The sequence below is a fragment of the Actinophytocola sp. genome (genome assembly GCF_049647105.1).
GTDB lineage: Bacteria > Actinomycetota > Actinomycetes > Mycobacteriales > Pseudonocardiaceae > Actinophytocola.
Genome location: NZ_JBARWZ010000212.1, coordinates 1 through 12,119, shown reverse-complemented (window position 1 = coordinate 12,119; position 12,119 = coordinate 1). Strand labels below are relative to the sequence as shown.

Here is a 12,119-nt window from a genome sequence, read left to right as displayed (position 1 = left end):
GCGCGGACCCGCGCTGCCCTGACGACTTCACGCGTTGACTACCTTGCGGCGTCGTCCTGCTCGGGGCCCGTCCACTGCTGGTTCGCGGCCGTCGTGCACGAGTACAGCTGGAGCCGCGTGCCGTTGGCCGTGCCCGCGCCGACGGCGTCGAGGCACAGTCCCGACTGGGCGTTGGTGATCGTGCCGTTCGAGTTGAGGTTCCACTGCTGGTTGGAATCGCCGTCGCAGTCCCAGATGACCACCGCCGTGCCGTTGGTCGTGCCCCGGCCGCTCGCGCCGAGACACTTGCTGCCGTACACGGTCAGCTGCTTGCTCGACGTGTAGGTCCACACCTGGTTGGACTGGCCGTGGCAGTCGTACAGCTGCACCTGTGTCCCGTTGGTGGTGCTGGCGTTCGGGACGTCCACGCACCGGTTGGCCCCGACCGAGCGCAGCTCGCCGGAACCGGCGGGCGGGTCCGGGTCGGGATCGCCGCCGCCACTGTTGAGTGCCTCCAGGACGGTGTTGTAGGCGGTCTTCTTGTTGCCGTTGTTGTCGAACAGCAGCGGGTTCTCGCCCTGCCGCCACGAGTCACTGTCCCGGATGCCCCACACCGTGATGCCGTTGCAGCGGGGCACGGCGAGGCAGGAGCGGGTGACGCTGCCGTACACGGCGGCCTGGTTCGACCCGGAGATGTCCAGTTCGGTGATCTGCACGTCGACGCCGAGGGCGGCGAAGCGCTGCAGATTGGCCTGGTAGTCGCCAGGCACGGAGTTGCTCAGATGGGACTGGAACCCGACGCAGTCGATCGGTACGCCGCGATTCTTGAAGTCGGCGACCATGTTGTAGATGCCGGTGCTCTTCGCGTTGATGCCGTCGGTGTTGTAGTCGTTGTAGCAGAGCTTGGCGTTGGGGTCGGCTGAGCGGGCGGCGCGGAACGCGGCCTCGATCCAGTCGTTGCCGGTGCGCTGCAGGTTCGAATCGCGGCGACCGCCGCTGCTGCCGTCGGCGAAGGCCTCGTTCACCACGTCCCACGAGTGGATCTTGCCGCGGTAGTGGGTGGCGACCTGGGTGACGTGGTTGATCGCCGCCGAACGCAGGTCACTGCCGGACAGGCCCTGCGCCCAGCCGGGCTGCTGCTGGTGCCAGAGCAGGGCGTGCCCGCGCAGGGCCGCGCCCTGGCTGCTTGCCTGGCTGGCGATGCGGTCCCCGTTGCTGTAGTTGAACGAGTTGCGGTTGGGTTCGGTCGCGTCCCACTTCATCTCGTTCTCGGCGGTGATGCTGTTGAACTCACGCCGCAGGATCGTGGAGTACGTGCTGTCACCCAGCTTGCTCGCCGCGACCGCCGTCCCGAAGTAGCGGCTCGACTGCGCCGCCGCGGCACCCAGCGTCGACGCCGCCGCCTGCGCCGTGCCGGCGAACACCGACACCAGGCTTGCGACCATCAACCCGACCGCGAGGCACACCGCCGCCGCAATCGGAGTTCTCGATTTGTTTCGAAACATTGCGCATTTCCCTTCGACACCATTGTCCACAGGGTCGACAACACGGCGGCAGGTATCGCGTCGTCGCGCGCTCGCCAAGTGATGCCCTCTGCGCAGAAGGTAGCGAACCGGTCGAGAGCAAGTCAATGTGTCGCGGCCGCTCATTGTGAACGCTAATGCAGAGGGGAACTGCGCGGTGATCGCCGCAGGCGATCCAGAGACTCGGTCCTACCTGCGCATATGCGGAACTTCCCAGTCGAACTGTCCTGCTCAGAGGCCTGCGAGCGCAATTGTTGTGAGCGCGCTCATGGTGAAGGACGGGCGACTGCAAAGAGCACTTCGCGCACCGGAGCACCGAAAGTTTCGTATTTGGTCAGTCGGGGGAGTGTCATTCCGAAAGTTTCATGAGCCGGGCACCGAAATCGTTTTCGGTCAGGGGCCGTGGGATCGCCGGTGGGTGTTGGCCGGCGTGGCGACCTGCGGGAAGTGGGTGGTTCCCCAGGTCGCGCTCGTCCGGACGACGTCGGTCGCGGAGAGTTAGCGTTAACATTCTTGTTCCGATCTGTTGACCCCTGTGTGCGCGCGGTGCTTTCATGTGAGCTGCGAGTCGGGGTCCTGAGCACTTGTTTGTTCGGACAAGAGCACCCTCGGCTGACGCTGCTGACTCGTGTTTGCGCTAACACCACCTCGTCATCGAAACTGGGAGCGCGCTGGACATGATCTTCACAAGAGGCCGGTCCGGTCGGCTGACCGGCATGGTGACCCTGTTGGTGACCACGCTGCTGAGCGGCGCCGCGATGGCCGTCAACCCGACGCCGAGCGCGGCCGCCACGGTGGACACGAGCGCGTGGTATGTGCTGGTGAACCGCAACAGTGGCAAGGCCCTGGACGTCTACAACCACGCCACGAACGACGGCGCGCGGATCACGCAGTGGGCCCGCAACGACGGCACGAACCAGCAGTGGCAGTTCGTCGACTCCGGCGACGGCTACTACCGGCTGAAGTCGAAGCTGTCCGGCAAGGTGCTCGACGTGCACAACTTCTCCACCGCCGACGGTGGCGCGATTGTGCAGTGGGCCGACGGGAACGGCACCAACCAGCAGTTCCGGCTCGCCGACTCCGACGGCGGCCACGTCCGGTTGGTCAACCGCAACAGCGGCAAGGCCGTCGAGGTGCAGAACGCGTCCACCGCCGACGGCGCGAACGTCGTGCAGTACAGCGACTGGGGTGGCGCGAACCAGCAGTGGCAGCTCAATCAGGTGGACGGCGGGCAGCAGCCCGCCGACCAGTTCACGAACCCGGTGGTGTGGCAGGACTTCGCCGACGTGGAGGTGATCAGAGTCGGCGAGACGTACTACATGACCGCGTCCACCATGCACTACTCGCCGGGCGCGCCGATCCTGCGCTCCTACGACCTGGTCAACTGGGAGTTCGCCGGTCACTCCGTGCCGTCGCTGGACTTCGGCACGAAGTACGACCTGACCAACGGCCAGCGCGCCTATGTCAAGGGTATCTGGGCATCCACGCTGGCGTACCGGCCGAGCAACCAGACCTACTACTGGGCGGGCTGCATCGAGTTCAACGACACGTTCATCTACACCGCCGCGGGCGTGGAAGGCCCGTGGAACCGGCACGCCCAGATCGACAACTGCTACTACGACGCAGGCATGCTGATCGACGACAACGACACCATGTACGTCGCCTACGGCAACACCACGATCAGCGTGGCCCAGCTGTCCGCCGACGGGCGCAGTCAGGTCCGGTCCCAGCAGGTCTTCCAGACTCCGTCGAACATCGGGACGCTGGAAGGCGCCCGGTTCTACAAACGGGGTGGCAGCTACTACATCTGGCTGACCCGCCCGGCCAACGGCCAGTACGTGCTCAAGTCCGACAACGGTCCGTTCGGTCCGTACACCGTGCGTCAGGTCCTGCTCGACCTGCCCGGCCCGATCAGCGGCGGCGGCGTGCCGCACCAGGGCGGACTCGTGCAGTTGCCCAACGGATCCTGGTACTACATGGCCTTCGTCGACGCCTACCCCGGTGGCCGGGTGCCCGCGCTCGCCCCGATCACCTGGACGTCCGACGGCTGGCCGGTACTACAGACCGTCAACGGCCGATGGGGCGTGAACTACCCGGCGCCGCTGCCGCCCCGGCCGGTGAAGCCGCTCACCGGCACGGACACCTTCGACGGCACCACCCTCGGTCCCCAGTGGGAGTGGAACCACGACCCCGACACCAGCCGGTACGCGGTGAACAACGGCCTGACCCTGCACACGGCCACGGTCACCGGCGACCTGTACGCGGCCCGCAACACCCTCACCCACCGCATCCAGGGCCCGACCTCCACCGCGACCATCGAACTGGACCACAGCGCGATGCGCGACGGTGACCGGGCCGGGCTCGCGATGCTGCGTCAGTCCTCGGCGTGGATCGGCGTCAAACGCGACAACGGCACCACCCGCGTGGTGATGACCGGCGGCCTGGCCATGGACAGCAACTGGAACACCACGAACACCGGCACCGAGGCGGCGAGCGCGGCGATCACGGGCAGCAGGATCTGGCTGCGGGCCAACGCCGACATCCGGCCCGGCTCGGGCAGACAGGCCCGCTTCTCCTACAGCACCGACGGAACCACCTTCATCCCGCTCGGCAACGCGCTGACGCTGAACAACACCTGGCAGTTCTTCATGGGCTACCGCTTCGGGATCTTCGACTACGCGACCCAGGCCCTCGGCGGCGCGGTCACGGTACGCCGCTTCGACCTCACCACGCCGTAGCGAGAGCGGTGGACCTCGTCCGACCAGAGCAACGTGTCCTGCTGCTCGATTCCGCGCACCCCCTCTGGGAGCGCTCCCGATTGCGCATGTACCGGGCCTCGTGGCCCTGACACCGTAAGGAGAACCATCATGAATTCGATGGGTCAAGCCCCGCCGACCGTGCCACCCCGCGTCCGGCGCAGAGGTGGGGTGCGCGCGCTGATCACCCTGCTCGCGACCGTCCTCGCGGCCAGTGCGGCGGTCGCGCTCAACACCGGCGCGGCGTCGGCGGCGACCGTCGACACGAGTGCGTGGTACGTGCTGGTGAACCGCAACAGTGGCAAGGCGTTGGACGTTTCCGGCACGTCCAGTGCCGATGGAGCGGTGATCCACCAGTGGTCGCGCCACGACGGCGCCAACCAGCAGTGGCAGTTCGTGGACTCCGGAAGCGGTTACTACCGGCTGAGGTCGAAGAACTCCGGCAAGGTCCTTGACGTCACCAACTGGTCGACCGCCGACGGCGGAAGACTCCAGCAGTGGCCGGACCTCAACGGGGCGAACCAGCAGTTCCGTCTCGCCGACTCCGACAGCGGTTACGTCAGGCTGATCAACCGCAACAGCGGCAAAGCCGTGGAGGTGACCGGCGCGTCGACCGCGGACGGAGCGGCCGTCGTCCAGTACAGCGACTGGGGCGGGTCCAACCAGCAGTGGCAACTCGTCCGCATTGGCAGCGACCCGGACCCCGGCGAGTGCTCGCTTCCGTCGACGTACCGCTGGTCGTCGACGGGAGTGCTGGCGAACCCGAGGCAGGGCTGGGTCTCACTCAAGGACTTCACCTACGTCCCCTACAACGGCAAGCACCTGGTCTACGCGACGACGCACGACACGGGCACGAGCTGGGGCTCGATGAACTTCACCACGTTCACGAACTGGTCCGACATGGCGTCGGCAAGCCAGAACGCGATGAACTCCGGCACCGTCGCACCCACGCTGTTGTACTTCGCCCCGAAGAGCATCTGGGTGCTCGCCTACCAGTGGGGTGGGACCGCCTTCACCTACCGGACGTCGAGCGACCCCACCAACCCGAACGGATGGTCGTCGCCGCAGACGCTTTCCACCGCGAGCATCAGCGGCTCTGGCACGGGGCCCATCGACCAGACACTCATCGGTGACGGCTCGAACATGTACCTGTTCTTCGCCGGTGACAACGGCAAGATCTACCGGCAGAGCATGCCCATCGGGAACTTCCCCGGCAGCTTCGGCTCGTCCTACACGACGATCATGAGCGACTCGACGAACAACCTGTTCGAAGCGGTCGAGGTCTACAAGGTCGAGGGCCAGAACCAGTACCTCATGATCGTCGAGGCGATCGGGAACAACGGTCGGTACTTCCGCTCGTTCACGTCCAGCAGCCTGAGCGGTTCGTGGACCCCGCAGGCCGCGAGCGAGAGCAACCCATTCGCCGGCAAGGCAAACAGCGGTGCCACCTGGACCAACGACATCAGCCACGGCGACCTGATCCGCGACAACCCCGACCAGACCAAGACCATCGATCCCTGCAACCTGCAGTTCCTCTATCAGGGACGCAGTCCCAACTCCGGCGGTGACTACGGCCTCCTGCCCTACCGGCCGGGCTTGCTGACACTGCAACGCTGATCGACTGACGCGGCTCCACCGCGGCCGGACCGGCGCCCCCACCCTCACCGGGTGAGGGCGCCGGACCCGTCGACGAACGAGGGCAGCGCGTCGTCGATGAGCATTACTGTCCTCTCGGGTCAGTGGCGGCGGTCATGACGGCAGCGTCCAAGGTGGATGATCAGGTCACCTCACTCTGAAATGGGTGAACAGTGCCGTGATCTGTCCTCCGCAAAATCATTCTTGAGCGCGCCGAAATGAGAAAGAATGACGCGTTCTCCAGAATGCGAAAGCAGGTGCTGTCAATATCGCGGACCTGCGTTTCCCGACGCCGCGTCACGCCGCTGTTCTGGCTGCCTTCCGTTCGGCCGACGCCAGCAGGATCGCGGGTATCGTCGCGACCACCGCGACGCCGACGACCCACGCGAACGCGGTCCCGAAGCCGGACGCCGCGGCCTCCGGGGTGGTCGCGCCGGCGACCTGCTGCTGGAGCACCACGGTCAGCACGGCGGCACCCACGGACCCGCCAAGGCGCTGGCCGACGTTCATCTGGACCGACGCGTCCTGGATCCTGGCCGGGGGGATCGCGCGGTACGCGGCGGCGGTCGCGGGCACCACGACCAGGCCGATGCCGACCCCGCGGACGAACATCACGACGCCGAGCCAGACCAGTGACGTGTCGGCCTGCACGAAGACGAACGGCAGGGTGGAGACGATGCCGACCACGCCGCCGATCAGTGTCGTCATGCCGGCCCCGAAGCGCTCGATCAGCCTCGCGCCGAACCAGATGGCGATCGCCGCGCCCGTGCCCTGCGGGATCAGGAGCAGGCCGGTGGACACCTGGTCCTCGCCCCTGACGATCTGGAAGTAGAGCGGCAGCAGGATGATCGCGCCGAACACCGTCGCGCCGACGCACGCGTTGGTCAGCGACGCGGCGCTGTACACCTTGTTCTTGAAGAGCCGCAGGTCGAGCAGGGGGTTCGAGGCCCGCAGCGCGTGCCACACGAACAGCGCGAGCAGTACGACGCCCGCGCCGCACGCCACCAGGACAACGGGGGCGCCGAGCCTGCCGGTGCCGCCGATCTCGGCCAGCCCGAAGGTGACGGCGACCGAGCCGGTGGTGAGCAGTGCGAAGCCGGGGAGGTCGACGCGCCCGGCCGGGCGGGGGGCCTCGCGGGTGAGCAGCCAGAGCGCGAGCCCCACCGTCACCACGCCGATCGGCACGTTGACGAAGAAGATCCATCGCCACCCGGCGTGCTGGATGAGCAGGCCGCCCAGCGTCGGACCGATGATCGGGGCGAGCAGCGTCGGCGCGGCGTTGACGCTCATCGCCCGCGCCAGCAGCTTCGGCCCGGCCGTGCCAACGAGGAGCATCTGCGCGATCGGCAGGCACATGCCGCCGCCGATGCCCTGCAGGGCGCGGAAGACGATGAGCTGGGTGGCGTCCGTGGCGACCGCGCAGGCCAGCGACGCCGCCGTGAACACGACCGTGGCCACCACGTACAGGCGGGTGGCGCCGAACCGCACGGCGAGCCAGCCGGTGATCGGGATGACCGCCGCCATGGCCAGGAGGTAGGCCGTGACCAGCCACTGGATGTCCGCCAGTGACGAGTCCAGGTCGCCTGCGATGGTGTTCAGGCCGACGTTGACGATCGTCGAGTCCAGGTTGGCCATGAACGAGCCGAGCAGGGTCACCAGGATGACGCGCCGCAGTGCGGGCGGCAGCCGGACGGCGCCGTCCTGGGCTCCTGGTGAGCTCTGATCGGTCTCGGTGGTCAAGCGGGCCTCCGTCTGGTTTAGTGGGCGCGGAGGAACGTGAGCGGTGCTCCGCGGAAAATGAGCAGTGCTCCGGATGCTAGATGAGCACTGCTCACCTTGTCGAAAGAGAGGGGGAGGACCGCAAGGATGACGAGTTCCGGCGTGACGGTCCCTGGGCGGGCGGATGCCCGTCGCAACCACCACAACCTGCTGGTCGTGGCCCGTGAGGTGTTCGCGGAGCAGGGCGCCCAGGCGTCGCTGCGCGACGTCGCGCGGCGTGCGGGCGTGGCGATCGGGACCCTCTACCGGCACTTCCCGAACCGCGACGCGTTGCTCGAGGCGGTGCTTCGGGAGGGCTTCCTCGCGCTCGGGGAGGCGGCGGACGCGTTGCTCGCGTCCGACACCCCTCGGGAGGCGCTGCTCGACTGGATGACCACGTTCTCCTCCGCGCCGGGAGAGTGCCGCGGCCTCCCGGAGACGATGCTGGCCGCGCTGGGCGACGAGACCTCGGCACTGCACGCGCCATGCCGCGTGTTGCGTGACGCGGCGGCCAGATTGCTGGCCCGTGCCCAGGAGCTGGGAGAGGTACACGCGGATGTGACAGGGGACGATCTGTTCGCCGCGCTGGTGGCCATGCGCTGGGTCGCGGAGAACGCGGATGCGGAGCGCGCGGAGCGCCTCCGCGAACTCGTCGGGCGCGGCCTTGGCGCGCCACAATAATGGCGGGAATAGTTAATTGACAATGCGCCAAACAGGGGACGTCGTCAGTCGGCTCGATTCTGGAAAGTGAAATTTCCAGACGCTCACGACGGTTCCGGCTTCGATACACTGAAACAGACGAGGGCCTAAATACAGGTCGGATCCTCGCCTGTGCAGAGCTGCGCGTGCGTTGGCCGCGCCGACCATTCTTGTTCAAATTCGCTGCTGGGGAGCGGAATGTCCACGAGTGATGAGCAGAAACTGCGCGCGTACCTGAACCGGCTCGCCGCGGAGCTGCGCGACACCCGTCGATCTCTGCACGAGGTCACCGAGGCCGCCGACGAGCCGGTGGCGATCGTGGGGATGGCCTGCAGGTATCCCGGCGGTGTCGCCTCGCCGGCGGACCTGTGGGAACTGGTGCGGTCGGGCCGCGACGCGATCGGGGAGTTCCCCGGGGACCGCGCATGGGACCTCGATGGACTGTACGACCCGGACGGTGCCCGGCCGGGCACGAGCTACGCGCGCGAAGGCGGGTTCCTGGCCACCGCCGCCGACTTCGACGCCGCGCTGTTCGGCATCAGCCCGCGCGAGGCGCTCGCGATGGACCCCCAGCACCGCCTGCTGCTGGAGTCGAGCTGGGAGGCACTGGAGCACGCCGGGATCGCGCCGTCGTCGGTGCGCGGCACCAGCACCGGCGTGTTCGTCGGTCTCATGTACAGCGACTACGGCAGCAGGCTGCGCACCGTCCCCGACGACCTGGAAGCGTTCGTGGGCAACGGGAGCGCGCCGAGCGTCGCGTCCGGACGGGTCGCGTACACCTTCGGGCTGGAGGGCCCGGCGCTCACGGTGGACACCGCGTGCTCGTCGTCGCTGGTCACGCTGCACCTCGCGGTGGAGGCGCTGCGCCGAGGTGAGTGCACGCTCGCGCTGGCCGGCGGGGCGACCGTCCTGTCGACACCGCAGGTCTTCGTGGAGTTCAGCAGGCAGCGCGGCCTCGCGCCGGACGGCCGGTGCAAACCGTTCGGCGACGGCGCGGACGGCACCGGCTGGGGCGAGGGGGTCGGGATGCTCGTGCTGGAGCGGCTCTCCGACGCGCGCCGCAACTCCCATGAGGTCCTCGCCGTCGTGCGGGGGTCCGCGATCAACCAGGACGGGGCCAGCGACGGACTGACCGCGCCGAGCGGGCGCGCGCAGGAGCGGGTGATCCGGGCCGCGCTGGACCGGGCAGGCGTGACGCACACCCAGGTGGACGTCGTCGAGGCGCACGGGACCGGCACCCCGCTGGGTGACCCGATCGAGGCGCACGCGCTGCTCGCCACGTACGGCCAGGGCCGAGGCGAGCCGCTGTGGCTGGGGTCGGTGAAGTCGAACATCGGGCACACGCAGGCGGCGGCCGGTGTGGCGGGTGTGATCAAGATGGTCGAGGCGTTACGCAGGGCCGAGCTTCCGCCGACACTGCACGCGGACCGGCCCTCGGAGCACGTCGAGTGGGGTCACGGCGCGGTGTCGCTTCTGGCGGAGGCCCGGCCCTGGCCCCAGACCGGACAGCCCCGGCGGGCGGGTGTGTCCGCGTTCGGCATCAGCGGCACCAATGCCCACGTCATCCTCGAACAGGCACCGGCGGCCGAGGATGCCGAGCCCGTCACGCCGCCAGAGGAGCACCCCGTCCCGTGGGTCCTCTCGGCAGGCACCCCGGACGGCCTCGCGGCGCAGGCGCGGCGGCTGCTCGCATGGCTCGACACCCACGATTCCCCCACACCGGCCGATGTCGGGTGGACACTGGCGACGGGACGTGCCGCGCTGCGGCACCGCGCGGCGGTCGTCGGCCGCGACCGCGCCGAACTGCTCGACGGCCTGCGCGTACTCGCCGCGGATGGCGACGGCGCACTCCTCGGCACCGCGGTGACCGGTGCGGACGCGGTGGTCTTCGTCTTCCCCGGCCAGGGCTCGCAGTGGGCCGGGATGGCACTGGCGCTCCTGGACACCGAACCGGCCTTCGCGCGCCGGATCCGCGAGTGCGCGGACGCGTTGTCGCCCTTCGTGGACTGGTCGCTGCCGGACGTGCTGCGCGGCGCCGACGGGGCACCGGCACTCGAGCGCGTCGACGTCGTCCAGCCCGTGCTGTGGGCGGTGATGGTCTCGCTCGCGGAGCTGTGGCGGGCGCACGGCGTGCGGCCGAGCGCGGTCATCGGGCACAGCCAGGGCGAGATCGCCGCCGCGTGCGTCGCGGGCGCACTGTCCCTTGAGGACGGTGCGCGGGTGGTCGCGCTGCGCAGCAAGGAACTCGGCGTGCTGGCGGGACACGGTGGCATGGTGTCGGTCGCGTTGTCCGCCGACGCCGTCGCCGAGCTGCTGACGCCAGGCCTGTCGCTGGCCGCGGTGAACGGCCCCGGCTCGGTGGTCGTGTCGGGCACGGTCGCGGCACTCGACGAGCTGATGGCGGAGTGTGCTGGCCGCGGGATCCGGGCGAACCGGATCGACGTCGACTACGCGTCGCACTCCGCGCAGGTGGAGGCGATCGAGGAGCGGTTGCTGGCGGTGCTGGCGCCGGTCCGCCCACGAGCCGCCACCGTCCCCTTCTTCTCCACGGTGGACGGACAGTGGACCGACACCACCGGGCTCGACGCCGGCTACTGGTACCGCAACCTGCGGCAGACCGTCCGGCTGGAACCCGCGGTGCGTGCGCTGGTGGAGCAGGGCTACGGCCTGTTCGTCGAGGTCAGTGCGCACCCGGTGCTCAACTTCGGCGTGCAGGAGACCATCGGCGACGCGGCCGCCGCGATAGGCACGCTCCGCCGCGACGACGGTGGTCAGGACCGGTTCCTCCGCGCGCTCGCCGAGGCCCACGTCCTCGGCTGCCGGGTGGACTGGGACGGGGTCTTCCCCGGCGCGCGCCGCGTCGACCTGCCCACCTACGCCTTCGACCACCGCCGCTACTGGCTGGCCGATCCGCCCGGCGCGGCCGGGGACGTCTCGGCGGCGGGACTCGGGTCGCTCGACCACCCGCTGCTCGGCGCCACGGTCGCACTCGCCGACGCGGACGGCGTGCTGCTGACCGGCCAGGTGTCGCTGCGGACCCACCCCTGGCTGGCCGACCACGCCGTCTCCGGCACCGTGCTGCTCCCGGGCACGGCGTTCGTTGAGCTGGCGGTGCGTGCCGGGGACCAGGCCGGTTGCGGGCGGCTGGCGGAGCTGGTCGTCCACGCGCCGCTCGCCCTGCCCGACGACGGCGCGGTGCGGCTGCAGATCCTCGTCGGCGCACCCGGCGACGACGGATCCCGACCGGTCGGGATCCACGCGTGCGCCGACGACACGACGTGGACCAGGCACGCGACCGGACGGCTCGTACCGGACAGTGCCACCGCCACCGCTCCCACCGGCCTGACCGAGTGGCCGCCGAGCGCCGCCACCCCCGTGGACGTCGATCGGCTGCACGAGCAGCTCGCCGCCGCGGGCCTGGAGTACGGGCCCGCGTTCCTCGGCCTGCGTGCGGTGTGGCGCCGGGACGGCGCCGTGTTCGCCGAGGTCGCGCTGCCCGACGAGCAGCGTGCCGACGCCGGCCGGTTCGGCCTGCACCCGGCGCTGCTGGACGCCGCGCTGCACGCGGGCTGGGCGCTGGGCGACGCGTCGGGGCCGGTCCTGCCGTTCGCGTGGACGGGCGTGTCCCTGCACGCGGCGGGGGCCGCCGAGCTGCGGGTGCGGCTGGACGGCACGTCGCTCGCGATCGCCGACGGCACCGGCGCACCCGTCGCGTCGGTGGACGCGCTGGTCTCCCGCCCGGTGGACCCGGCGGCACTGCGTGCCGCCC

Annotated in this window: 5 protein-coding genes and 1 pseudogene; 4 read left to right on the top strand and 2 right to left on the bottom strand. The window is 69.4% G+C overall.

Annotation, left to right across the window (positions count from 1 at the left end; all coding sequences use genetic code 11):
• Positions 1 to 38 precede the first annotated feature (38 nt).
• Positions 39 to 1,424 (bottom strand): endo-1,4-beta-xylanase, encoded by a 1,386-nt coding sequence (locus tag WBA97_RS25065; protein WP_424233364.1) that lies wholly within the window; start codon positions 1,422 to 1,424, stop codon positions 39 to 41.
• Positions 1,425 to 2,179: 755 nt separating this feature from the next.
• Here WBA97_RS25065 and WBA97_RS25060 point away from each other — a divergent pair.
• Positions 2,180 to 4,240: a family 43 glycosylhydrolase gene (locus tag WBA97_RS25060; RefSeq protein ID WP_424233363.1), complete on the top strand. Its 2,061-nt coding sequence runs from the start codon at positions 2,180 to 2,182 to the stop codon at positions 4,238 to 4,240.
• A 129-nt stretch (positions 4,241 to 4,369) separates the two neighbouring features.
• Positions 4,370 to 5,875, top strand: coding sequence for a non-reducing end alpha-L-arabinofuranosidase family hydrolase (locus WBA97_RS25055; protein ID WP_424233362.1), 1,506 nt, complete (start codon positions 4,370 to 4,372; stop codon positions 5,873 to 5,875).
• 315 nt (positions 5,876 to 6,190) lie between these two features.
• Here WBA97_RS25055 and WBA97_RS25050 read toward each other — a convergent pair whose 3' ends face one another.
• A complete protein-coding gene (locus tag WBA97_RS25050) occupies positions 6,191 to 7,633 on the bottom strand; it encodes a DHA2 family efflux MFS transporter permease subunit (protein WP_424233361.1) in 1,443 nt (480 codons plus the stop codon).
• Positions 7,634 to 7,759: 126 nt separating this feature from the next.
• Between WBA97_RS25050 and WBA97_RS25045 the strand changes: the two genes are divergently transcribed.
• Together WBA97_RS25045 and WBA97_RS25040 are read left to right on the top strand one after the other, a co-directional pair.
• Positions 7,760 to 8,332: a TetR/AcrR family transcriptional regulator gene (locus WBA97_RS25045; RefSeq protein ID WP_424233360.1), complete on the top strand. Its 573-nt coding sequence runs from the start codon at positions 7,760 to 7,762 to the stop codon at positions 8,330 to 8,332.
• Positions 8,333 to 8,557: 225 nt separating this feature from the next.
• Positions 8,558 to 12,119 (top strand): annotated as a pseudogene (locus WBA97_RS25040) (type I polyketide synthase); the annotation flags it as partial.

Bases quoted from the DNA above. Each gene is read 5' to 3' on its own strand.
- WBA97_RS25060 (WP_424233363.1), top strand. From the start codon at position 2,180: ATGATCTTCACAAGAGGCCGGTCCGGTCGGCTGACCGGCATGGTGACC.
- WBA97_RS25055 (WP_424233362.1), top strand. From the start codon at position 4,370: ATGAATTCGATGGGTCAAGCCCCGCCGACCGTGCCACCCCGCGTCCGG.
- WBA97_RS25065 (WP_424233364.1), bottom strand. From the start codon at position 1,424: ATGGTCGCAAGCCTGGTGTCGGTGTTCGCCGGCACGGCGCAGGCGGCG.
- WBA97_RS25045 (WP_424233360.1), top strand. From the start codon at position 7,760: ATGACGAGTTCCGGCGTGACGGTCCCTGGGCGGGCGGATGCCCGTCGC.